Source organism: Mycobacterium sp. pUA109, from assembly GCF_041287095.1.
Classification (GTDB): Bacteria; Actinomycetota; Actinomycetes; order Mycobacteriales; family Mycobacteriaceae; genus Mycobacterium.
The window spans coordinates 170078-192939 of the sequence record NZ_JBGGKS010000003.1; the positions used below are offsets into that span (position 1 = coordinate 170078).

General features: G+C 68.5%; 23 protein-coding genes. 16 read left to right on the forward strand and 7 right to left on the reverse strand.

Annotated elements, in window-relative coordinates:
* Position 1 precedes the first annotated feature (1 nt).
* A complete protein-coding gene (locus tag ACAG26_RS04765; RefSeq protein WP_370480004.1) occupies positions 2–373 on the reverse strand; it encodes a hypothetical protein in 372 nt (123 codons plus the stop codon).
* Entirely contained in the window at positions 373–1536 is a 1164-nt protein-coding gene (locus ACAG26_RS04770) for a steroid 3-ketoacyl-CoA thiolase (protein WP_370480007.1), read from the reverse strand. The genes ACAG26_RS04765 and ACAG26_RS04770 overlap by 1 nt, the downstream gene beginning before the upstream one ends.
* A 121-nt stretch (positions 1537–1657) precedes the next feature.
* Between ACAG26_RS04770 and ACAG26_RS04775 the strand changes: the two genes are divergently transcribed.
* Genes ACAG26_RS04775 through ACAG26_RS04800 form a run of 6 tightly spaced genes read left to right on the forward strand, consistent with a single transcriptional unit; the run spans position 1658 to position 7606 of the window.
* On the forward strand, positions 1658–2911 hold the full coding sequence (locus tag ACAG26_RS04775) for a cytochrome P450 (protein WP_370480010.1): 1254 nt from the start codon (positions 1658–1660) through the stop codon (positions 2909–2911).
* A 28-nt stretch (positions 2912–2939) separates the two neighbouring features.
* The gene (locus ACAG26_RS04780) at positions 2940–3953 is read left to right on the forward strand and encodes an acyl-CoA dehydrogenase family protein (protein ID WP_370480012.1); all 1014 of its coding nucleotides are present in this window, start codon (positions 2940–2942) and stop codon (positions 3951–3953) included.
* Positions 3938–5101, forward strand: coding sequence for an acyl-CoA dehydrogenase FadE29 (gene fadE29 / locus ACAG26_RS04785; RefSeq protein ID WP_370480015.1), 1164 nt, complete (start codon positions 3938–3940; stop codon positions 5099–5101). The genes ACAG26_RS04780 and fadE29 overlap by 16 nt, the downstream gene beginning before the upstream one ends.
* Entirely contained in the window at positions 5098–6051 is a 954-nt protein-coding gene (locus tag ACAG26_RS04790; protein ID WP_370480017.1) for a bifunctional MaoC family dehydratase N-terminal/OB-fold nucleic acid binding domain-containing protein, read from the forward strand. The genes fadE29 and ACAG26_RS04790 overlap by 4 nt, the downstream gene beginning before the upstream one ends.
* Positions 6048–6449, forward strand: coding sequence for a MaoC family dehydratase (locus tag ACAG26_RS04795; RefSeq protein ID WP_370480020.1), 402 nt, complete (start codon positions 6048–6050; stop codon positions 6447–6449). The genes ACAG26_RS04790 and ACAG26_RS04795 overlap by 4 nt, the downstream gene beginning before the upstream one ends.
* Entirely contained in the window at positions 6449–7606 is a 1158-nt protein-coding gene (locus tag ACAG26_RS04800) for a lipid-transfer protein (RefSeq protein WP_370480022.1), read from the forward strand. Before ACAG26_RS04795 ends, ACAG26_RS04800 begins: the two co-directional genes overlap by 1 nt.
* On the opposite strand, the gene ACAG26_RS04805 is transcribed toward ACAG26_RS04800, so the two are convergent.
* Positions 7603–7923, reverse strand: a complete 321-nt coding sequence (locus ACAG26_RS04805; protein WP_370480024.1) for a DUF732 domain-containing protein — start codon at positions 7921–7923, stop codon at positions 7603–7605. The two genes, ACAG26_RS04800 and ACAG26_RS04805, sit on opposite strands and share 4 nt — an antisense overlap.
* A 243-nt stretch (positions 7924–8166) precedes the next feature.
* Between ACAG26_RS04805 and ACAG26_RS04810 the strand changes: the two genes are divergently transcribed.
* The 3 genes from ACAG26_RS04810 to ACAG26_RS04820 all read left to right on the forward strand — a co-directional run bounded on the left by ACAG26_RS04810 (position 8167) and on the right by ACAG26_RS04820 (position 12054).
* A complete protein-coding gene (locus tag ACAG26_RS04810; protein ID WP_370480026.1) occupies positions 8167–9387 on the forward strand; it encodes an acyl-CoA dehydrogenase family protein in 1221 nt (406 codons plus the stop codon).
* Complete coding sequence (locus tag ACAG26_RS04815) at positions 9384–10577, forward strand: acyl-CoA dehydrogenase family protein (RefSeq protein WP_370480030.1); 1194 nt, start codon at positions 9384–9386, stop codon at positions 10575–10577. Before ACAG26_RS04810 ends, ACAG26_RS04815 begins: the two co-directional genes overlap by 4 nt.
* A 70-nt stretch (positions 10578–10647) precedes the next feature.
* Positions 10648–12054 (forward strand): LLM class flavin-dependent oxidoreductase, encoded by a 1407-nt coding sequence (locus tag ACAG26_RS04820; RefSeq protein ID WP_370480033.1) that lies wholly within the window; start codon positions 10648–10650, stop codon positions 12052–12054.
* Here the strand turns inward: ACAG26_RS04820 and ACAG26_RS04825 are convergent.
* Both ACAG26_RS04825 and kstD read right to left on the reverse strand, forming a co-directional pair.
* Positions 12051–12911 carry a MaoC/PaaZ C-terminal domain-containing protein gene (locus ACAG26_RS04825; RefSeq protein ID WP_370480035.1) on the reverse strand — a complete coding sequence of 287 codons (861 nt, stop codon included), beginning with the start codon at positions 12909–12911 and terminating at the stop codon, positions 12051–12053. The two genes, ACAG26_RS04820 and ACAG26_RS04825, sit on opposite strands and share 4 nt — an antisense overlap.
* A gap of 1 nt (position 12912) precedes the next feature.
* On the reverse strand, positions 12913–14595 hold the full coding sequence (kstD, locus tag ACAG26_RS04830) for a 3-oxosteroid 1-dehydrogenase (protein WP_370480038.1): 1683 nt from the start codon (positions 14593–14595) through the stop codon (positions 12913–12915).
* 72 nt (positions 14596–14667) lie between these two features.
* On the opposite strand from kstD, the gene ACAG26_RS04835 reads away from it, so the two are divergent.
* The 4 genes from ACAG26_RS04835 to ACAG26_RS04850 are packed head-to-tail and all read left to right on the forward strand — an operon-like array spanning position 14668 to position 17800.
* Positions 14668–15453: a 2-keto-4-pentenoate hydratase gene (locus ACAG26_RS04835; RefSeq protein ID WP_370480041.1), complete on the forward strand. Its 786-nt coding sequence runs from the start codon at positions 14668–14670 to the stop codon at positions 15451–15453.
* A gap of 10 nt (positions 15454–15463) precedes the next feature.
* Complete coding sequence (locus ACAG26_RS04840) at positions 15464–16381, forward strand: acetaldehyde dehydrogenase (acetylating) (protein WP_370480044.1); 918 nt, start codon at positions 15464–15466, stop codon at positions 16379–16381.
* Positions 16378–17430, forward strand: coding sequence for a 4-hydroxy-2-oxovalerate aldolase (gene dmpG, locus ACAG26_RS04845; RefSeq protein ID WP_370480047.1), 1053 nt, complete (start codon positions 16378–16380; stop codon positions 17428–17430). The genes ACAG26_RS04840 and dmpG overlap by 4 nt, the downstream gene beginning before the upstream one ends.
* A 58-nt stretch (positions 17431–17488) precedes the next feature.
* Positions 17489–17800, forward strand: a complete 312-nt coding sequence (locus ACAG26_RS04850; protein WP_370480050.1) for a hypothetical protein — start codon at positions 17489–17491, stop codon at positions 17798–17800.
* Here the strand turns inward: ACAG26_RS04850 and ACAG26_RS04855 are convergent, their stop codons facing one another.
* Together ACAG26_RS04855 and ACAG26_RS04860 are read right to left on the reverse strand one after the other, a co-directional pair.
* Positions 17801–18736 (reverse strand): TIGR03619 family F420-dependent LLM class oxidoreductase, encoded by a 936-nt coding sequence (locus ACAG26_RS04855; RefSeq protein ID WP_370480054.1) that lies wholly within the window; start codon positions 18734–18736, stop codon positions 17801–17803. It abuts the gene before it with no gap.
* 11 nt (positions 18737–18747) lie between these two features.
* Entirely contained in the window at positions 18748–19662 is a 915-nt protein-coding gene (locus tag ACAG26_RS04860) for an IclR family transcriptional regulator (protein ID WP_370480057.1), read from the reverse strand.
* Positions 19663–19789: 127 nt separating this feature from the next.
* On the opposite strand from ACAG26_RS04860, the gene ACAG26_RS04865 reads away from it, so the two are divergent.
* Genes ACAG26_RS04865 through ACAG26_RS04875 form a run of 3 tightly spaced genes read left to right on the forward strand, consistent with a single transcriptional unit; the run spans position 19790 to position 22850 of the window.
* Positions 19790–20917 (forward strand): hypothetical protein, encoded by a 1128-nt coding sequence (locus tag ACAG26_RS04865; protein WP_370480060.1) that lies wholly within the window; start codon positions 19790–19792, stop codon positions 20915–20917.
* Between the two features lie 2 nt (positions 20918–20919).
* On the forward strand, positions 20920–21702 hold the full coding sequence (locus tag ACAG26_RS04870) for an SDR family oxidoreductase (protein ID WP_370480063.1): 783 nt from the start codon (positions 20920–20922) through the stop codon (positions 21700–21702).
* A complete protein-coding gene (locus ACAG26_RS04875) occupies positions 21702–22850 on the forward strand; it encodes a sulfotransferase (protein WP_370480066.1) in 1149 nt (382 codons plus the stop codon). The genes ACAG26_RS04870 and ACAG26_RS04875 overlap by 1 nt, the downstream gene beginning before the upstream one ends.
* The last annotated feature ends 12 nt before the right edge of the window (positions 22851–22862 follow it).

Sequence of the window (22862 nt, forward strand, 5' to 3'; positions counted from 1 at the left end):
CTTAACGTGTAATGAACGGCCGGATCTGCGCCCGGATGTGGTGGATCTTGCCATCTTCGGCCGGGATCACGAACGTCTCGTCCACGTGCGCCCCCACCCGCCGCCCGGCCAGCGACGGCTTGGTGATGATGTTGTAGACGGTGCGCACCTCGTCGCCGTCGACGCTGACCTCCGGCGCCGTGGCCGCCGCGATCAACCGGAACTGGGGGCCGCGGTTCAGGCTGCGGCGCAGGTGGTTTCCGGAGAAGCCGGTCTTGAGCCCCATCTCGATGCGGACGCAGTCCGGTGCGAACGGCACGTCATCGGCCTGGTGGCTGACCAGCGCGTCGATGTAGGCCTGCGCGGCCGCGATCCGTTCGGCGTCCGACGCCATTAGATCCGCTCGATGATGGTGCCGGTGGACAGCGCCCCGCCGGCGCACATGGTGATCAGCGCGGTGGACTTGTCGGCGCGCTCCAGTTCGTGCAGCGCGGTGGTGATCAGCCGGCTGCCGGTGCAGCCCACCGGATGCCCCAGCGCGATCGCGCCGCCGTTGACGTTGACCCGGTCCATGTCCGGGTTGTGCACCCGCGCCCAGGACAGCACCACCGACGCGAACGCCTCGTTGATTTCCACCAGGTCGATGTCGCCGATCTTCATGCCGGCCTTCTCCAGCACCTTGGCCGTCGACTGCACCGGCCCGTCCAGGTGGTAGTACGGTTCGGCGCCGACGTTGGCCTGGCTGACGATCCGGGCCCGCGGCTTAAGCCCCAGGGCCTTGGCTTTGTCCTCGTCCATCCACAGCACGGCGGCGGCGCCGTCGGAGATCTGCGACGAGGTGCCGGCGGTGTGAATGCCGCCCTCCAGGACCGGGTTCAGCGACGCCAGACCCTCCAAAGTGGTGTCCCGCAGACCCTGGTCGCGGCTCACCGGGGCCAGCTCGGCGGTGGGCTGCTTGTTCTCGTCCAGCACCGGCGCGGTGATCGGGGAGATTTCCCGGTCGAACCGGCCTTCCTCCCAGGCCCGCTTGGCCTTGAGCTGCGACGCCAAGCCGAACTGGTCGATGTCGGCGCGGGTGATGCCGCGCCGCTTGGCGATCCGCTCGGCGGCCTCGAACTGGTTGGGCATGTCGATGTCCCAGGAGGCGGCGCGGATCGCCGCCCGGTCCGGGCCGGCGTTGGCGCCCAGCCCCACCCGGCTCATTGCCTCGATTCCGCAGGCGATCCCGACGTCGATCGCGCCGATCGCGATCAGCCCGGCGACCAAGTGGTTGGCCTGCTGCCCGCTGCCGCACTGGCAGTCCACGGTGGTGGCCCCGACGTGCTCGGGCAGGCCCGCGGTCAGCCAGGCCACCCGGCTGATGTTGTTGGACTGCTCGCCGTACTGGGTCACGCACCCGCCGATGATCTGCTCGACGTCCCCGGCGTTGATGCCGGCCTTCTCGACCAGTGCTTTCTGCACCGCGCCCAGCACTTCGGTGGCATGCAGGCCGGATAACCACCCGTTACGCTTGCCGATCGGGCTGCGGGTGGCTTCGACGATCACAGGATTACCCATGCGGCCAGGCTAGAACACGTTTCATTACTCTGACAAGCGACGATGCATCGGTGCCTTTTGTCTGCGGTTCAGCCATGCTTTACTGGCACTAGAACACGTTGTATTCGGCAGGAGTAGATGCATGCCTTCCCCTAACCTTCCCGCAGGGTTCGACTTCCTCAACCCCGACGTCAATGTCCGGGGTATCCCGGTCGAGGAGTTCGCCGAGCTGCGCCGCGCGGCGCCGATCCACTGGATCGAGCAGGCCCCCGGTACCGGGGGCGGCTTCCATGACGGCGGGTACTGGGCGATCACCAAACACAAGGACGTCAAAGAGGTCTCGCTGCGCAGCGATGTCTTCTCCAGCTACGAAAACGGTGTGATCCCGCAGTTCAACAACGACATCAGCCGGGAGAACATCGAAGTCCAGCGGTTCGTGATGCTCAACATGGACGCGCCGCACCACACCCGGCTGCGCCGCATCATCTCCCGCGGCTTCACCCCGCGGGCCATCGAACGGCTGCGCGAGGAGCTCAACGAGCGGGCGCAAAAGATCGTCAAAACGGCGGCGGCGAACGACTACGGGGATTTCGTCGAGCAAGTGTCGTGCGAGTTGCCGCTGCAGGCCATCGCCGCATTGCTCGGGGTGCCGCAGGAAGACCGGGACAAGCTGTTCCGCTGGTCCAACGAGATGACCGGCAGCGACGACCCCGAATACGCCGACATCGATCCGCAGGCCTCGTCGGTCGAACTGATCACCTACGCCATGCAGTTGGCCGCCGCCAAGGCCGAGAACCCCGGCGAGGACATCGTCACCACGCTGATCAACGCCGACATCGACGGGGAGAAGCTCTCCGACGACGAGTTCGGCTTCTTCGTGGTGATGCTGGCGGTGGCCGGCAACGAAACCAGCCGCAACTCGATCACCCACGGCATGATGGCGTTCGCGGACAACCCGGACCAGTGGGAGCTGTTCAAAAAAGAGCGCCCCGAGACGGCCGCCGATGAGATCGTCCGGTGGGCGACCCCGGTCAGCTGTTTCCAGCGCACCGCGCTGGAGGACTACGAGCTGTCCGGTGTGCAGATCAAGAAGGGGCAGCGGGTGGTGATGTTCTACCGCTCCGCCAACTTCGACGAGGAGGTGTTCGACGACCCGTTCACCTTCAACATCCTGCGCGACCCCAACCCGCACGTCGGGTTCGGCGGGACCGGCGCGCACTACTGCATCGGCACCCACCTGGCCCGGATGACGATCAACCTGATCTTCAACGCGGTCGCCGACCACATGCCCGACCTGACCCCGCTGGCCCAGGCGGAGCGGCTCCGGTCGGGATGGCTCAACGGCATCAAGCACTGGCAGGTCGACTACACCGGCAAGTGCCCCGTCGCCCACTGAGCGACACAGCGAATCAAGGAGCAGACGGGTGGATTTCAATCCAGACCCAGCGCAACAGGCTGTCGCCGACGTCGTCACCTCGGTGCTGGACCGGGATAACAGCTGGGACGCCCTGGTTGCCGGCGGGGTGACCGCGCTGCCGGTGCCGGAACGCCTCGGCGGCGACGGCGTCGGCCTGTCCGAGGTGGCGACCGCGCTCACCGAAATCGGTCGGCGCGGCACCATCAGCCCCGCGCTGGCCACACTGGGGTTTGGGGTGCTGCCGCTGCTGGAGCTGGCCTCCGACGCGCAGCAGGACCGCTATCTGGCCGGGGTGGCCAAGGGGACGGTGCTGACCGCGGCGCTGAGCGAGCCAGGTGCCCCGCTGCCGGAGCGGCCGGCGACCACATTGACCGGAAACCGGCTGTCCGGCACCAAGATCGCGGTCCCGTACGCCGAGCAGGCGGACTGGCTGTTGGTCACCGCCGACAGCGGGGTCGCGGTAATCTCCCCCACCGTCGACGGGGTGCAGCTGACCAAGACGCCGACGTCCAACGGCTCCGACGAGTACGTGGTGGTGTTCACCGATGCGCAGGTCGACGGGGTGCTGGAGGGCGCTACCGCGCATCGGGTCAACCAGCTCGCGCTCGCCGCGGTCGGCGCCTTCGTGTCCGGCCTGGTCGCGGGCGCGCTGCGGTTGACCGCCGACTATGTCGGCAGCCGCGAGCAGTTCGGCAGGCCGCTGTCCACCTTCCAGACCGTCGCCGCGCAGCTCGCCGAGGTGTACATCGCGTCGCGGACCATCACCCTGGCGGCGACCTCGGTGAGCTGGCTGCTCTCCCAGGGCCGCGACGCCGCCGACGACCTCGACGTCCTCGGGTACTGGGTCACCTCGCAGGCGCCGCCGGTGATGCAGATCTGCCATCACCTGCACGGCGGGATGGGCATGGACATCGACTACCCGATGGACCGGTATTTCTCCTCGATCAAGGACCTGACCCGGCTGCTGGGTGGCCCGTCGCATCGTCTCGACCTGGTGGGAGCGCAATGTACGTCGATCTGACGCCCGAGCAGCGGGCGTTGCAAGCCGAACTGCGGGAGTATTTCGCCAATCTGATCTCCTCGGACGAGGCCAAGGCGATGCAGTCCGACCGGCACAATGCGGCCTACCGCGCGGTGATCAAGCGGATGGGTGCCGACGGCAAGCTCGGGGTGGGCTGGCCCAAGGAGTTCGGCGGGCTGGGTTTCGGCCCGATCGAACAGCAGATCTTCGTTAACGAGGCCCAACGCGCCGACGTGCCGCTGCCGGCGGTCACCCTGCAGACCGTCGGCCCGACGCTGCAGGTGTACGGCAGCGAGGCGCAGAAAAAGAAGTTCCTGCCCGCGATCCTGGCCGGGGAGGTGCACTTCGCGATCGGCTACACCGAACCGGAGGCCGGCACCGACCTGGCGTCGCTGCGCACCACCGCGGTCCGGCACGGCGACGAGTACATCGTCAACGGGCAGAAGGTGTTCACCACCGGCGCCCACGACGCGGACTACATCTGGCTGGCGTGCCGCACCGACCCGACCGCGGTTAAGCACAAGGGGATTTCGATCCTGATCGTGGACACCAAGGATCCGGGCTACTCGTGGACGCCGATGATCCTGTCCGACGGCGCGCACCACACCAACGCCACCTACTACAACGACGTCCGGGTTCCCGCCGACATGCTGGTCGGCGAGGAGAACGGCGGCTGGCGGCTGATCACCACCCAGCTCAACAACGAGCGGGTGATGCTCGGGCCGGCCGGCCGGTTCGGCGGCATCTACGACCGGGTGCGGGCGTGGGCGGCCAAACCGGGCGCTAACGGGGTGACGCCGATCGAGCAGGATGACGTCAAACGCGCGCTCGGGGAGCTGCACGCCACCTGGCGGATCAACGAGCTGTTGAACTGGCAGGTGGCCGCGGCCGGCGAGACCATCGATGTCGCCGACGCCGCCGCCACCAAAGTGTTCGGCACCGAACGGATTCAGCGGGCCGGCCGGTTGGCCGAAGAGATCGTCGGCAAGTACGGCAACCCCGCCGACGAGGACACCGCCGAGCTGATGTCCTGGTTGGACAGCCAGACCAAACGCAACCTGGTGATTACCTTCGGTGGCGGCGTCAACGAGGTGATGCGCGAAATGATCGCCGCGTCGGGGCTGCGGGTGCCGAGGGTGCCGCGATGAGCGACCTGGCCGCCGGCATCGAAAAGCTGAAATCCACCGGCCCCAGCAAGCCGCGGATGGGTCGGGATCCGGTGAACCAGGCGATGATCCACCACTGGGTCGACGCCATCGGGGACACCAACCCGATCTACGTCGACGAGGCGGCCGCGCGGGCCGCCGGGCATCCGGGCATCGTCGCCCCGCCGGCGATGATCCAGGTGTGGACCATGATGGGGCTGGGCGGGGTGCGTCCCGACGACGACCCGCTGGGCAAGATCATCGAGCTGTTCGACAACGCCGGATATGTCGGTGTGGTCGCGACCAACTGCGAGCAGACCTACCACCGCTACCTGCGGCCCGGCGAAGAGGTCAGCGTCACCGCGGAGATCACCGACATCGTCGGCCCCAAACAGACCGCGCTGGGTGAGGGCTACTTCATCAACCAGCGCATCGCCTGGCAGGTCGGCGACGAGGATGTCGCCGAAATGATGTGGCGCATCATGAAGTTCATCCCGGCCGATCGGCAGTCCGCCGCGGCGCCGGCACCCGAGGACCTCGACCCGGACAAGATGATGCGCCCGGCGTGGTCGCGGGACACCCAGTTCTTCTGGGACGGGGTCGCCGCCCACGAGCTGCGCATCCAGCGCCGCCCGGACGGCTCCCTGGTCCATCCGCCGGTGCCCGCGGTGTGGGCCGACAAATCCGCGCCGGTCGACTATGTGGTGGCCGCCGGCACCGGCACGGTGTTTTCCTACGTGGTGCACCACGCCCCCAAGGTGCCCGGCCGCAGCCTGCCGTTCGTGATCGCGCTGGTCGAACTCGACGAAGGGGTGCGCATGCTCGGTGAGCTCCGTGGTGTCGACCCGGCCGCGGTGCAGATCGGAATGCCGGTCCGCGCAACCTACCTCGACTTCCCGGCCAGCGACGTCGGGCCGGCCTGGACCCTCTACGCCTGGGAGAAAGACGCATGAGCGCGCCTACGGTTGCGGTGGGCACCAAGCTGCCCGAACTCAAGCTGTACGGCGACCCCACGTTCATCGTGTCCACCGCGATCGCCACCCGCGACTACCAGGACGTGCACCACGACCGGGATAAGGCGCAGGCCAAGGGATCCAAGGACATCTTCGTCAACATCCTCACCGACACCGGCCTGGTGCAGCGCTACCTCACCGACTGGGCCGGCCCCACCGCGCGGATCCGTTCGATCGGGCTGCGGTTGGGGGTGCCGTGGTATGCCTACGACACGGTGACCTTCACCGGCGAGGTCACCGGCATCGACGACGGGCTGATCACGGTGAAAGTGGTGGGCAGCAACAGCCTGGGCGACCATGTCATCGCCACGGCCACACTGACGATCGGGGAGGCGTGATGCTGTCCGGTAAAGCCGCGATCGCCGGGATCGGTGCCACCGATTTCTCCAAGGACTCCGGCCGCAGCGAGCTGCGGCTGGCCGCCGAGGCGGTGCTCGACGCCCTCGACGACGCCGGACTGAGCCCCGCCGATGTCGACGGCCTGGTCACCTTCACGATGGACTCCAACCTGGAGACCGCCGTCGCGCGCTCCACCGGGATCGGGGAGCTGAAGTTCTTTTCCCAGATCGGCTACGGCGGTGGCGCCGCCGCGGCGACCGTGCAGCAGGCGGCGCTGGCGGTGGCCACCGGGGTGGCCGACGTCGTGGTGGCCTACCGGGCCTTCAATGAGCGCTCGGAGTTCCGGTTCGGTCAGGTGATGACCGGCCTGACCGTCAACGCCGATTCGCGCGGTGTGGAATACAGCTGGTCCTACCCGCACGGGTTGAGCACCCCGGCCGCGTCGGTGGCGATGATTGCCCAGCGCTACATGCACGAATACGGCGCCACCAGCGCGGATTTCGGCGCGGTGTCGGTCGCCGACCGCAAACACGCGGCCACCAACCCCAAGGCCCATTTCTACGGCAAGCCGATCACCCTCGAGGATCACCAGAACTCGCGGATGATCGCCGATCCGCTGCGGCTGCTGGACTGCTGCCAGGAGACCGACGGCGGGGTGGCGATCGTGGTCACCACCCCGGAGCGGGCCCGCGACCTCAAGCACCGGCCGGCGATCATCGAGGCGGCCGCCCAGGGTTCGGGCGCCGACCAGTTCACCATGTACTCGTATTACCGCGAGGAGCTCGGCCTGCCCGAGATGGGCCTGGTGGGCCGCCAACTGTGGGAGCAGTCCGGCCTGGCGCCGACCGACATCCAAACCGCGGTGCTCTACGATCACTTCACCCCGTACACGCTGATCCAGTTGGAGGAGCTGGGTTTCTGCGGCAAGGGCGAAGCCAAAGACTTCATCGCCGGCGGGGCGATCGAGCTCGGCGGCCGGCTGCCGATCAACACCCACGGCGGCCAGCTCGGGGAGGCCTACATCCACGGCATGAACGGCATCGCCGAAGGGGTGCGGCAGTTGCGCGGCACCTCGGTCAACCAGGTTGACGGCGTCGAGCATGTGCTGGTCACCGCCGGCACCGGCGTGCCGACCTCCGGCCTGATCCTGGGCTAGCCGCTGGAGGTGTTGGGCACCATCTGGTCCGGGCAGTATGACCGCACCGCGATCCCGACGAACCGGGCCGCGTGATCGTGTGTGAGCTCAGGGTTGCGGGCCCGCAGGATCGCCAGGACCTCTGGCGCCGGCTGACCGTCGGTGATCAACCGGCACACCGTTTTGGCGCTGGTGACGACCCGATCGGCATTGGTGTAGGTGATGCCCGCGGCCTGCAGGGAAGCCAGGAACGCCGCGTCGGTGTCCGGATCGCCATGTGCGGTCCCGGCCAGGCCGATCGCGACAAATACGCTAGCCAGCGCTAATAGCAGTCGCACGGGTCCTCCCGCCGTTGCAGCGTGGAACGACCCCAGGATATCGCCGCGCCCGGGCTGGCGGTGAGGCCCAGGCCGTCACCGCCCTTCGGTTCAAGTTGAAATTTATTGGGATGGGCCGCCAACGCAATGGTAGGCAGGCGTGGCAGGGGTTGCCGGCCGCAGCTGCCGCCTTGTACCGGCCCTGTTGCCGCGTTGTACTGGGTCGTCATCAGTGGCCCGACCGCCGATCCTTGGAGTAGTCCCATGTCTGCCATCACCACCACCTCTGCGGCCACCGGCGCTTCGGCGGATGTCGTCGCTAACGTGTTCGCGGTTGCCGACCGGGTGGCCGACGAGCTGCGCTCCACCGCCGCGCAGCGGGATAGGGCCAACGCCACGCCCCGTGCGGAAATCGAGCTGCTGCGGCGCAATGATCTACTGCAGCTGCAAGAACCGGTGGAATACGGCGGCTCGGGATTCAACTACGCCCAGGCGGTCCAGGTGGCCCGCCGGATCGCTCGGGGCGACACGTCGATCGCCCACCTGATCGGGTGCCACTTCGCCCAAACCCGGGTCGCCCCGTTATTCGGCACCCCGGCACAGGCCGACGCCCAATCCCGTCGCAACGGCGCCGAGAAGCTGTTCTGGGGCGGGATCCAAAACCCGCGCGGCGGCTCGGATTTGGTCCTGGTGCGGGACGGCGACGGGTTCCGCCTCAACGGCAGCCGCACCTTCGCCAGCGGCGCCAGCACCGGCGATCAACTCTCGGTCACCGCGACTCTGGACGGTGCACCGGTCTTTTTATCCCTCGACGTGCGCGGCGGCCGACAGGGTTTCACCTTCCTCGACGACTGGGACAACATCGGCCAGCGCCTCACCGACTCGGGCGGTGTCCGCGTCGTCGATGCCCGCATCGAGCACGACGAGATACTCGGTGCGGGGCCCTTCACCGACGTCCCCACCCCCTACCAAACGCTGGTCACCCCGCACTGGCAGCTGGCATTCGTCAACTTCTACGTGGGCACCGCCGAGGGTGCGCTGGCCGAGGCGCTGGAGTGGACCCGCGCCAACGCCGCGCCGTGGGAGAGCTCGGGTGTCGAGCGGGCCACCGATGACCCGTACATCCTGCACACCGTCGGCGAGTTGGTCAGCCAGGTGCGGGCCGCGGCCCTGCTGGCCGACCGGGCCGGCGACGCGCTGCAGGCCGCGTTGGCCGTCGGCGCCTCGCTGACCGAGGACCAGCGGGCCGAAGCCGCGGTGGCCGTCTACGAGGCCAAATACCTCGCCACCAAGGTCGGCCTGGAGACGGTGAGCCGGCTCTTCGAGATCCAGGGCGCCCGAGCCACATCCAGCGGCTACGGGTTCGACCGGCATTGGCGCAACCTGCGGACCCACACCTTGCACGACCCGGTGGCCTACAAGGCGCGGGAGGTCGGGGATTGGACGCTGAACCGTCGGCGCCCCGAGTTCTCGCTGTACCGATGAGCCCCCGGTGTAGCAGCCACGGCGAGGCGGTCGCCGCGGCCAATGCCTTCGCCGACGCCGTGCGGCCCGGCGCGCCCGACCGAGACCGGACCGGTGCTGTTCCGCGTACCGAGCTGCTCGAGTTCGACCGCTCCGGTCTGCCGGCGATCACGCTGCCGGTGGCGCACGGTGGTGCCGGGCTCGGGCCTGCCACGCTGGCGGAGGTGATCCGGCTGATCGCCGCCGCCGACCCGGCGCTGGCCCAGACCCCGCAGGGCCACTTCCTGGCCGTCGACATCTTGGCGCTGCTGGGCACGCCATATCAGCGGGGCCGGATCCTGCCCACGGTGGTCGAGGGCGGCCGCATCGCGCCGGTGCTGGCCGAACGCGGCGGCCAGCACGCCCAGGACCTGAAAACCCGCCTGCTGCAGGGGGACTCCGGCTACCGGCTGGAGGGAGTCAAGTACTACTGCACCGGCGCCATCACCTCGCGGTGGCTAGCGGCCAGCGCGTTGGACCCCGACGAGCGGCTGGTGCTGGCCTTCGTGGAACGCGACGCCCCGGGTGTCAGCATCGACGAGGACTGGGCCGCGATGGGGCAGCGGGCCACGGTCAGCGGCACCACCACCTTCGACGGGGTTGCCGTCGACGCCGCGCTGGTGGTGCCGTACTGGTCGGCCTTCACCGGCCCGCAACTGCTCGGTGCCCGGGCCCAGCTGGTCCACACCGCGATCGAGGTGGGCATCGCCGAGGGGGCCCTGGCCGACGCCGGCGAGTTCGTGCGCACCCGGAGCCGGCCGTTTTTCGAAGCGGTCCGCTCCGGGCGGGCCAGCACTGCCGGCGACGATCCGCATACCGTGCTGCGCTTCGGGCAGCTGTCCACCCGGGTGCGGGCGGCGATCCAGCTGTTGCGTTGGGCCGCCGACGTGCTCGACGACCTCGGGCTTGATCCCGGCGACGCGGCGGCCGCGGCGCGCGGATCGGTCGCGGTCGCGCAAGCGAAGGCCTTCGCCAGCGAGGTGGCCGTCGACGTGGCCAGTCAGGTGTTCGCCCTGACCGGGGCCAGCGGCACCGACCGACGCTTCGACCTGGACCGGCACTGGCGCAATGCCCGCACGCATAGCGTGCACGATCCGGTGGACTGGAAATACCACCACGTCGGGGCGTGGGAACTCACCGGTACCGCACCGCCCAACCACCCCCAGATTTGACGCAGTGCGAAAGGAATCCGGCTGACACAAACCGGTGACGTTCCGCCGCCGCGCCACCACGCTGGGTGCGATGACCCGCGTAATTCGTATCAACGCCTTCGACATGACCTGCGTGGCGCACCAGTCCCCGGGGCTGTGGCGGCACCCCGACGACCAGTCGTGGCGCTACAACGATCTGTCCTATTGGACCGAACTGGCAAAGTTGTTGGAACGCGGTCGGTTTGACGGATTGTTCATCGCCGATGTGATCGGCACCTACGACATCTACGGCGCCAGCGACGACGCCGCGATCCGCCACGCCGCGCAGATCCCGGTGGGCGATCCGCTGCTGGCCGTGTCGGCGATGGCGTTGGTGACCGAGCACCTGGGCTTCGGGATCACCGCCGGCACCGGCTTCGAGCACCCGTATCCGTTCGCCCGCCGGATGTCGACGCTGGACCACCTCACCAACGGCCGCATCGGGTGGAACGTGGTGACCGGTTACCTGCCGGCCGCGGCACGCAATATGGGCCAGCCCGATCACGTCGCCCACGACCGGCGCTACGACCACGCCGACGAGTACCTGGAGGTGCTCTACAAGCTGTGGGAAGGGTCGTGGGAGGACGACGCGGTGGTGCGCGACCGCACCCGCGGGGTGTTCACGGATCCGGCCCGGGTGCACCACATCGGGCACCACGGGCCGCATTTCCAGGTGCCCGGTGTGCACCTGGTCGAGCCGTCACCGCAACGCACACCGGTGATCTACCAGGCGGGGTCATCGCCGCGCGGGGTCCGGTTCGCCGCCGAGAACGCCGAAGCCATTTTCACGGCGGCGCCGACGAAAGCGGTGCTGCGGGACACCGTGGCGACGATCCGTCGGGAACTGGAGTTGGCCGGCCGCGACCCGTACGGGGCGCGGATCTTCAACCTGACCACCGTCATCACCGCCGCCGACGACGCCGCCGCCCACGCCAAACACGCCGAATACCTGTCCTACGGCGACGCCGAGGGGGCACTGGTGTTCATGTCCGGCTGGATGGGGGTGGATCTGTCGCGCTACGGACTGGACGAACCGATCGGCAACGTCGACTCCAACGCGATCCTGTCCGCGGTGGCCGCGTTCCAGCAGGCCGACCCGTCGGGGCGCGCGTGGTCGGTGCGCGACATCGCCGAGTGGGGCAAAATCGGGGGCATGGGCCCGCTGATCGTCGGCGGCGGCGTCACCGTCGCCGACACCCTGCAGGAGTGGGTCGAGGAAACCGATGTGGACGGCTTCAACCTCGCCTACGCCGTCACCCCCCAAACATTCGCCGATTTCATCGACTACGTGGTGCCGGTCCTGACCGACCGCGGCGCCTACCAATCCGCATACACGCCGGGCACGCTGCGCCACAAGCTGCTGGGCCGCGGCGACCGGCTGCCCGACGCCCACCGCGGCGCCAGTTACCGCGTGGGCGGCCGCAACTCCACCATCCCCCAGCCGGTGCGGGGAAGTTAGGCGGGCACCAACTCCACCCCGGTCAGCACCGCCGCATTGTCGCGGGCCGGCGCCACCACGGTGGCCACGAAGCGGCCGTCGTCCTTCCAGATCGCGGCCCGCAGCGTCTCACCCGGAAACACCACACCGGCGAACCGGGCGCCGTAGGAGCCCACCGCGGCGGCGTCCCCGTCGAGCAGGGTGTCGACGATCGCCTTGCAGGTCATGCCGTAGGTGCACAGGCCGTGCAGGATCGGGCGGTCAAAGCCGGCGGCGGCGGCGAACTTCGGATCGCTGTGCAGCGGGTTGCGGTCCCCGCACAGCCGGTACAGCAGCGCCTGCTGCGGCAGCACCGGGATGTCCACCTCGAAGTCCGGGGCCCGGTCCGGCGCGGCCACCGACGTTGACGGGCCCCGCTCGCCGCCGAATCCGCCTTCGCCGCGGGCGAAGATCGACCGCTTCTGCGTCCACAGCACGGTGCCGTCCGGGGCGGTCGCGGTGGTCTCCGACCAGATCACCGCGGCCTTGCCCTTATCCCAGATGTCGGTGAACCGGGTGACGGCGGTCGCCGAGCCCGACGGCGGCAGCGGTGCCGGCGCGGAGATGCCCTCACTGGCGTGCAGCACCTTGCTCAGCTCGATGTCGATCCCCGGAAACTGCACCGTGGGCGGCTCGGTCATGTGGAAGCTGGCCGCGACGTTGCCGAACGTCGGCAGCACCTGCGGGGTGTTGTCGACCAAGTAGCGCAGTTCCCGCGGGCTCATCGGGTCCGCGCCGGCCCCCAACCCGAGGTGGTAGAGCTGGATATCGCTGCTGGTCCACGAGAATTCGATCGGCTCCAGCTCCGCGCCCAGCGCGACATCGAGATCGATTGGCATATCAGGCCTTTCCCGCGAGATGCAGTGCCGACAGGTAACCGAACGTCATCGCCGGTCCGATGGTGCCGCCCGGGCCGGGATAGGTGTGGCCCATCACCGGGGCGCTGACATTGCCGGCCGCGTACAGGCCCTCGATGATGCTGTCGTCGTCGCGCAGCGCCCGGCCGTGCACATCGGTGCGGATGCCGCCCTTGGTGCCCAGGTCGCCGGGCACCATCTTGGCGGCGTAGAACGGTCCCTGGCTGATCTCGCCGAGGTTGGGGTTCGGCTTGTTGGTCGGGTCCCCGTAGTAGCGGTCGTAGGCGCTTTCACCGCGGTGGAAGTCCTCGTCGACGCCGCTGCGGGCAAAGCCGTTGAAGCGGTTCACGGTGTCCACGAACGCCTCGGCGGGCACCCCGGTCTTGGCGGCCAGTTCTTCGAGGGTGTCGGCGGCGACGATGACCTCCGACTCCAGCCACTTCTTCGGGAAACGTTGCCCGGGCTGCAATCCGGCGAAGATGTAACGGTCCCGGTAGCGCTGGTCGAACACCAGCCAGGCCGGGATGTTCTCGCCGGGGCCCGGGCCCTGCCCGTACTGGCCGCCGTACATGTGGTGGCACGCCTCGACGTAGGGCATCGACTCGTTCATGAAGCGCTTACCGGACATGTTGACGATGATCGAGCCCGGCGAGTTGCGTTCGGACAGCGCGAACCACGGCGCACCCGGCAGCGGCACCGTCGGCCCCCACCAGGCGTCTTCCATGATGTCCAGCGCGGCGCCGAGCTTCTCACCGGCCAGGATGCCCTCGCCGGTGTTGGCCTTGGCGCCGACCGTCCACTCGGTGGTGATCGGGGCGCGCTGGTACTTCACCCGCATCTGCTCGTTGTGTTCGAAGCCGCCGCTGGCCAGGATCACCCCCCGCCGGGCCCGAATCAGTTCCGGCTCGGCCGATTCCGAGCCGGTCGTGTCACGGACATACACCCCGCGCACCACCCCGTCCTCGACGTACAGGTCGGTCAGCGCGGTGTTCAGCCGCACCGGCACCCCGGCCTCGCGCAGGCCGATGCGCAGCGGCGCGATCAGGGCCCGACCCATCCCGACCAGGTTTTTGCCGGTGGCCTGCGCCCACATGGTGCGCACCCCGACCTTCAGGCTGCGCAGCACCCCGCGCGGATGCCGTTTGAGCTGGTTGAGCCGGACGTAATCCTGCTGCATCACCACGACATTGAGCGGCACCTTGCCGTACGCCGGCTCCAGGCCCGCCAGGTCGGCGCCAAGCTTTTTGGCGTTGAACGGCTTCGGCTCGATCGAGCGTCCGGTCGGCTTGCCGCCCGGGGTCTCCGGGTAGTAGTCGGCGTAGCCGGGCACCCAGCACATCTTCAGCGGCGAATGCTTGAGCACGAACGACAACATCTCGGGACCGCGCTGCAGGTAGGTGTCGATCTTCTCGGCCGGAACCACGTCGCCGACGATCGCGTGCAGATAGGTGCGGGCGGCGTCGGCGGTGTCGCGGACCCCGTCGCGCTGCAGCACCTCGTTGTTCGGGATCCACACGCCACCGCCCGAGCGGGCGGTGGAGCCGCCATAGTGGGCGGCCTTCTCGACGACTACTGTTGAGAGACCCTGGTGAGCGGCGGTGAGGGCGGCGACCATGCCCGCGCCGCCGCTGCCGACCACCACGACGTCGTACTCCTGACCTGTCATGTAGAACACGTTATAGAATTGCCCCGTCCGGGCGCTAGTTGCCCGGTCACAACGATGAGGGGACTTTGCGAAATGCTCACCGTCCAGATCCGTGACGAGCTGGCCGCCGACCTGGCCCAGGCCGAGCGCAGCCAAGTCCCGATCGCGCCGTTGACGACGGCATATCCGGACATCGACGTGGTCGACGCCTACGAGATCCAGTTGATCAACATCCGGCAGCGGGTCGCCGAAGGGGCCCGGGTGGTCGGACACAAAGTCGGGTTGTCGTCGCTGGCCATGCAGCAGATGATGGGGGTCGACGAGCCGGATTACGGGCACCTGCTCGACGAGATGGAAGTCTTCGAGCACACCCCGGTCGACACGTCGAAATACCTGGCCCCGCGCGTCGAGGTCGAGGTCGGCTTCATTCTGGCCGACGACCTGCCGGGGGCCGGTTGCACCGAGGACGACGTGCTGGCCGCCACCGCCGCGTTCGTGCCGTCGATCGAGCTGATCGACACCCGGATCACCGACTGGCAGATCAAGCTGTGCGACACCATCGCCGACAACGCCTCCTCGGCCGGGTTTGTGCTGGGGCGGGCCCGGGTGGCGCCGGCCGACATCGACATCACCAGCATCGACGCGGTGTTGACCCGCGGCGGGGAAGTGGTGGCCAAGGGCCGCAGCGACGCGGTGCTGGGCAACCCGGTGACCGCGGTCGCGTGGCTGGCGCGCAAGGTGGAAAGCTTCGGGGTGCGGCTGAAGGCCGGCGACATCGTGTTGCCCGGTTCGTGCACCCGAGCGATCGACGCCCGGCCCGGGGATGACTTTGTCGCCGACTTCACCGGATTGGGTTCGGTCCGGCTGGTTTTCGAGTAGAGGAGCGTTAATGCCTGCTAAAGCGTCGGTCGCGATCGTCGGATCCGGCAATATCAGTACCGATCTGCTGTACAAGCTGCTGCGGTCGGACTGGTTGGAGCCGCGCTGGATGGTCGGAATCGACCCGGAGTCCGAGGGGCTGGCCCGGGCCCGCAAGCTGGGGTTGGAGACCACCCACGAGGGGGTGGACTGGCTGTTGGCGCAAGACGAGAAACCCGACCTGCTGTTCGAGGCCACCAGCGCCTACGTGCACCGCGACGCCGCCCCGCGCTACGCCGAGGCCGGGATTCGGGCCATCGACTTGACCCCGGCCGCCGTCGGCCCCGCGGTGATCCCGCCGGCCAACCTGCGTGAGCACCTGGACGCCCCCAACGTCAACATGATCACCTGCGGCGGGCAGGCCACCATCCCGATCGTGTACGCGGTGTCCCGGGTGGTGGAGGTGCCGTATGCCGAGATCGTGGCCAGTGTGGCCAGTGTGAGTGCCGGGCCGGGCACCCGCGCCAACATCGACGAGTTCACCAAGACCACCTCGGCCGGGGTGCAGACCATCGGCGGCGCCAAGCGGGGCAAGGCGATCATCATCCTCAACCCGGCCGACCCGCCGATGATCATGCGCGACACCATCTTTTGCGCGATCCCCGAGGACGCCGACCGTGACGCCATCGCGCAGTCCATTCACGACGTGGTGGCCGAGGTGCAGACCTACGTGCCGGGGTATCGGCTGCTCAACGAACCGCAGTTCGACGACCCGTCGATCAACTCCGGCGGGCAGGCCCTGGTCACCACGTTCGTCGAGGTGGAGGGGGCCGGGGATTACCTGCCGCCGTACGCGGGCAACCTGGACATCATGACCGCCGCCGCGACCAAGGTCGGCGAGGAAATCGCCAAAGAATCACTGGCGGCCACCGCAGGAGGCACCCGATGAGCACCGACGTTTTCTTCAACCCGGTGTGGGATGTACGCATCACCGACACCAGCCTGCGCGACGGCAGCCACCACAAACGCCACCAGTTCACCAAAGAGGAGGTCGGCGCCATCGTTGCGGCGATCGACGCCGCCGGGGTGCCGGTGATCGAGGTGACCCACGGCGACGGGCTGGGCGGGTCGAGCTTTAACTACGGGTTCTCCAAAACCCCCGAGCAGGAGCTGATCAAGCTGGCCGCCGCGACGGCCAACGACGCCAAGATCGCGTTTTTGATGCTGCCGGGGGTGGGCACCAAGGAGGACATCAAGGAGGCCCAGGCCAACGGCGGCTCGATCTGCCGGATCGCCACCCACTGCACCGAGGCCGACGTGTCGCGGCAGCACTTCGGGCTGGCCCGCGAGTTGGGTCTGGAAACCGTCGGGTTTTTGATGATGGCGCACACCATCTCCCCGGAAAAGCTCGCCGCCCAGGCCCGGATCATGGCCGATGCGGGTTGTCAGTGCGTCTACGTGGTCGACTCGGCCGGGGCGCTGGTGCTCGAAGGGGTGCGCGACCGGGTGGCGGCGTTGGTCGCCGAACTCGGCGACGACGCCCAGGTCGGTTTCCACGGGCATGAAAACCTCGGTTTGGGGGTGGCCAACAGCGTGGAGGCGGTGCGCGCGGGCGCCAAGCAGATCGACGGCTCGGTGCGCCGGTTCGGGGCCGGGGCCGGCAACGCGCCGGTCGAGGCGCTGATCGGGGTGTTCGACAAGATCGGCGTCAAGACCGGCATCGACTTCTTCGACATCGCCGACGCCGCCGAGGACGTGGTGCGCCCGGCGATGCCGGCCGAATGCGTGCTGGACCGCAACGCGCTGGTGATGGGCTACTCCGGGGTGTACTCCAGCTTCCTCAAGCACGCGGTGCGCCAGGGCGAGCGCTACGGGGTGCCCCCGCATGAGCTGCTGCACCGCGCCGGGCAGCGCAAACTCATCGGCGGGCAAGAGGACCAGCTCATCGACATCGCGCTGGAGATCCAACGCGAGCAAGGTGCCGCCGCCTCGGGGTGACCGGGCGGGCGACGCCACGCACACCGCACGCAAAGGTAGCGCGAGTAACCTGGCCGGCATGAGCACATCCAAGACAGCCGGCCGTCGTCGCCGCGGGCTGTACGGCCTGCTCGCCGGCGGGTTCCTGAGTGCGACCGCCGCGACGGTGATCGCGCTTCCGTTGGCGGGCCCGGCCTACGCGGATCCCCCGTGCGATCAGACCGTCGGCAATTCCATCGATGACTACCTGCAGCGGCATCCTGACCTGCACCGGGAGCTGCAGGCCAAGTCGCAGGCCGAGGGCGGCAACGGCAACGTCATCGACTACCTGAACCGCCATCCGGACGTGCGGCAGCATCTGATCGATCTGTCGCAGCAGTGCGTGCCCTGATCAGCGGGTAGCCGCCCGGAACGCGGCAACGAGTTCGGTGAGCAGATCGGTCGCCCGGTCGGCGTCGCGGGGCAGCGACAGGGTGACCCGCACATCGGTCACCCCGGCGGCGATCAACGGCGGCGCCGACGCCACCGTCGCCTCGAGGTCGACGGAACCGTCGGTTCGTTTCACCGTGGTGGCGTGACCGAGCACCTGCAGCTCGGTGGGATCGCCGCCCAGGTCGGCGATCTTGTCCTTCATGGCCGGGATCGCCCCGGCCGGATCGGCGATGGCCGGCCCCCACGGGATCCAACCCCGCCCGAAGCGGCGCAACCGGCGGGCGACGGCGTCGTTGACCGTGCCGCTCACCCAGATCGGCACCCCACCGGCCTGCACCGGTTTCGGCATCTGATGGATGTGCTCGAACGACAGCTCCGGTGAGCGGTAGCTGCTGCGCTGCTGGGTCCACAGCGCGTCGCACACCGCCAGGGTGTGATCGAGCAGCCGGCCGCGGCGCGCGAACGGCACACCCGCCGCCTCGTACTCCTCGCGCTGCCAGCCCACCCCCACCCCGAGATCGACCCGGCCGCCGGACAACACGTCCAAGGTCGCCACCTGCTTGGCCAGCACCGCCGGGCGGCGCAACGCCGCCAGCAGCACCGCGGTGCCGAGCCGGATGCGGCTGGTCCGCGCCGCCAGCGCGGTGAGCACGATCAGCGGTTCCAGCCACTGACCGTCCGGTCCGGTGGGTTGCCGGCCGCCGGCGATCCCGCCGAGCACCGGATCACCGTAGGCCTCGGGGTTCTCGCCGAATGCGATGTGATCGGACACGACGACGCGGTCCACCCCGGCGGCGTCCATCGCCTGCCCCAAGGCGAGGGTCGAACCCCAGTCGTGGTCGGGGTCGTCGGTGAACGTGCGCAACTGCAGCGAGAGCTGCGGCGAGAGCGACATGACGTTTCCTTCTACGCGTCGAAAACCGGTTTGGATCCGCCCAACTGGGCGGTGACCGCGTCGGCGGCCGCGGTCAGGCCGCGGGCCCATTTGGTGATCTCGGCGTCGGTCAACGCCTGGCCGATCTGCAGGGACACCACCATCGCCTGACGCTGGTGGTGGTCGTAGACCGGCGCCGCGATCACGCTGATGTCGTGCCGCTGCCGCCCGGAGGTGCCGGCCTCACCGCGCAGGTAGACCCGCTCCCCGATATCGGCGACCAGTTCGCCGAGCAGCGCCTGCAACTCCTGGGGCAGCGTGGACGACATGCCGGCCATCAGCGCATACAGCCGGCGCCCGCCGGGGGTGAGCCGTTCGACCAGGTAGCCGTGCGCCCGGCATTCGGCGACGACGCGGTCGAGCCGTTGGCTGTCGGTGCGCAGCGGGATGGTCGGTTCGCGGGCCAGCCATCCGCGCAACGCCTCGTCGTCCCACAGCACGAACATCAGCCCCACCGGCGGCGCGAACGGGTAGCTCTGCCCGACCCGCACCCCCGGTTTGGCCCCCGGCGGGGCGACCAGTTCCAGCAGGGTGATCCGGTCATCGATGACCGCCGCCAGCGCCGCGGTGGTGGTGAACGCCGCCGACAGCCGCCGCAGCTCCTCGCGGGCGGCCGGGCTGACCCGCATCGACTCCTGGGCGGTGTGCCCCAACCCGATCAGCGCCGGCCCCAGCCGGTAGGTCTTGTCTTGGGGGTCGCGGACCAAGTAGCCGGCGTCGGTCAGCGTGGTCACGATCCCCAGGCAGGTCGGCTTGCTCAGGTCCAGCCGCCGGGCCAGTTCGGACAGGCCGAACTGGTCGTGCGGATGCTGTGCCAAAAAGTCCAAGATGGCGACCACGCGGCTGGTGGGTGGGGAGGCCCGTCCCGACGATTCACCCGGTGGCATTCCAAAATACTAACGTAGCGATTCAGATATGTACCGACGCGGCCGTTGACTCAAACTAGAACCCGTTCTAGTCTTCTTTCAGAATCTCTACCGCTACGGTTCATTATTGAACCACTAAGGACGGTCGATGTTTACCCAACCGCTGGCCGAGGCGATCGCCGAGGCCGAGAGACTGGTGGCCGACGCCCCGCACATCGAGACCGAGGCCGACCTGCTCGAAGGCCTGCAGTACCTGGCCGGCGGCATCGCGGCGTGCACCCACCTGGCCTTCGACTACGACCGCGACCACCCGTTCCTGCAATCGGGGACCGGGCCGTTCACCAAGATGGGCCTGGACAACCCGGACACCCTGTACTTCGGCACCCGAGTGACCGGCGGGCACGAATACGTGGTGACCGGGACACGCGGCACCACCACCGATTTGAGCTTCCAACTGCTCGGTGGCGAGTACACCGACGACAACGTGCCGGTCAGCCAGGCCGCGTTCGACGACCGCGAACTCGACATCGCCACCGACGGCAGCTTCGAATGGCGGGTGCGGCCGGACAGCAACGGACAGCTGGTGATCCGGGAGGTGTACAACGACTGGTCGGCACGGCGGGGCACCCTAGCCATCGCGCGGACCGACACGGCGGGCACCGCGCCGCCGCCGCTGAGCCGCCAGCTCATCGAAAAGCGGTACGCCATCGCGGGAAAGCAACTGGTGCAGCGGATCAAGACCTGGCTGGCGTTTCCGCAGTGGTTCTACCTCAACATCCCGGTCAACACCATGGTGGCGCCGCGGCTGACCCCCGGCGGGCTAGCCACCCAGTACTCGTCGGCCGGGCATTTCGAGTTGCGGCCCGACCAGGCGCTGGTCATCACGCTGCCGGTCACCGACGCGCCCTACCTCGGGTTCCAGCTGGGCAGCCTGTGGTACATCTCGCTGGACTACATCAACCACCAGACCTCGCTGAACGGCACCCAAGCCCAAGTCGACCCGGACGGCAAAATCCGCATCGTGGTGTCCGAGGCGAATCCGGGTGTCACCAACTGGGTGGAGACACTGGGGCATCGGCGCGGTTTCCTGCAGTTCCGCTGGCAGCGGGTGTCGCGGGCGCTCACCGAGGCCGACGGCCCCACCGTGGACCTCGTCGACGTCGACGCGGTGCCGGCCGCGCTGCCGTATTTCGAGCACAACAAGATCTCCGACGACGACTGGCGGCAGCGCATCGCGACTCGCCAGATCCAAATTGCGAACAGAATGCTGGGGTAGTGATGGCCGGAATGCTGGACGGCAAGGTCGTGGTGATCAGCGGTGTGGGTCCCGCACTGGGTACCACGCTGGCGCAGCGCTGCGCGGCGGCGGGCGCCGATCTGGTGCTGGCCGCGCGCACCGCGGAGCGACTCGACGACGTGGCCAAACGGGTTGCCGACAGTGGCCGGCGCGCGGTGGCGGTGTCCACCGACATCACCGACGAGGCGCAGGTGACCAACCTGGTGAGCGAGTCCCTGGCCGCCTACGGCAAGGTCGATGTGCTGATCAACAACGCCTTCCGGGTACCGTCGATGAAACCGTTGGCCGGCACCAGTTTTCAACACATCCGGGACGCGATCGAGCTCAGCGTGCTGGGTGCGCTGCGGCTCATCCAGGGCTTCACCCCGGCCCTGGCGGAGACCAACGGTGCGGTGGTCAACGTCAACTCGATGGTGATCCGGCATTCGCAGCCCAAGTACGGCGCCTACAAGATGGCCAAGTCGGCACTGCTGGCGATGTCACAGTCGCTGGCCAGCGAACTCGGCAGCGACGGAATCCGGGTCAACTCCGTTGCGCCCGGCTACATCTGGGGCGACACCCTGAAAAGCTACTTCGAGCATCAGGCCGGCAAGTACGGCACCACGGTGGAGGCGATCTATGACGCCACCGCCGCCAACTCCGACCTCAAGCGGCTGCCCACCGAGGACGAGGTCGCCTCGGCGATCCTGTTTTTGGCCAGCGACTTGGCCAGCGGCATCACCGGTCAGACCCTCGACGTCAACTGCGGGGAGTACAAATCTTGATGGCCGCAGAACGCACCGATGTCGGCACCGTCGAGGACCTGCACGCCTCGGCCAGCAAGTTCGTCGGGCTCGACGATTTCGGGGCCGACGACGACAACTACCGCGAAGCCCTGGCGGTGCTGCTGGACTCCTACCAGCGGGAGGCCGACCTGACGCCGTTGGGCAGCAAGATGAACCGGTTCTTTCTGCGCGGTGCGCTGGTGGCCCGGCTGCTGTCGCAGGCCGCCTGGCAGCAACACCCCGAGCACGCCGACGTCGTCATCGAGCGGCCGATCTTTGTGACCGGGTTGCCGCGCACCGGCACCACCGCGTTGCATCGGCTGCTCGGCGCCGACCCCGCCCACCAGGGTTTGCAGATGTGGCTGGCCGAATACCCGCAGCCGCGCCCGCCGCGGGACACCTGGGACACCGACCCGGTGTTCCAGCAGCTGCAGGCCCAGTTCAGCCAGCACCACGACGAAAACCCCGGCTACACCGGTTTGCACTTCATGACCGCCGACGAGCTGGAGGAGTGCTGGCAGCTGCTGCGCCAGTCGCTGCATTCGGTGTCCTATGAGACGCTGGCGCATCTGCCCAGCTACGCGCAGTGGCTGTCGGAGCAGGACTGGGGACCGTCGTATCGGCGGCACCGCCGCAACCTGCAGCTGATCGGCCTGCACGACGCCGAGAAGCGTTGGGTGCTCAAGAACCCCAGCCACCTGTTCGCGCTGGACGCGCTGATGGCCACCTATCCCGACGCGCTCGTCGTGCAGTGCCACCGCCCGGCCGAGACCATCATGGCGTCGATGTGCTCGCTGGCCCAGCACACCACCGCGGGCTGGTCGAACAGCTTTGTCGGGGCGCAGATCGGCGAGGACGCCATCCAGACCTGGTCGCGGGGGCTGCGGCGGTTCACCGCCGAACGCGCCAACCACAACCCGGCGCAGTTCTGCGACGTCGACTACGCCGACTTCGTCGCCGATCCGCTGGCGACCGTGGAGTCCATCTACCGCCACTTCGGCTTGCCGCTCACCGAGGCGGCCCGAGCGGCGATGCAGGCCAGCCACGCCGCGAGCAAACAGGGCCCGCGGGCGCCCAAACACACCTATTCGCTGGGTGATTACGGGCTGACCAGCGACGCGGTCAAGGAGCGCTTCGCCGGGCTGTGACCCGCGGGACGC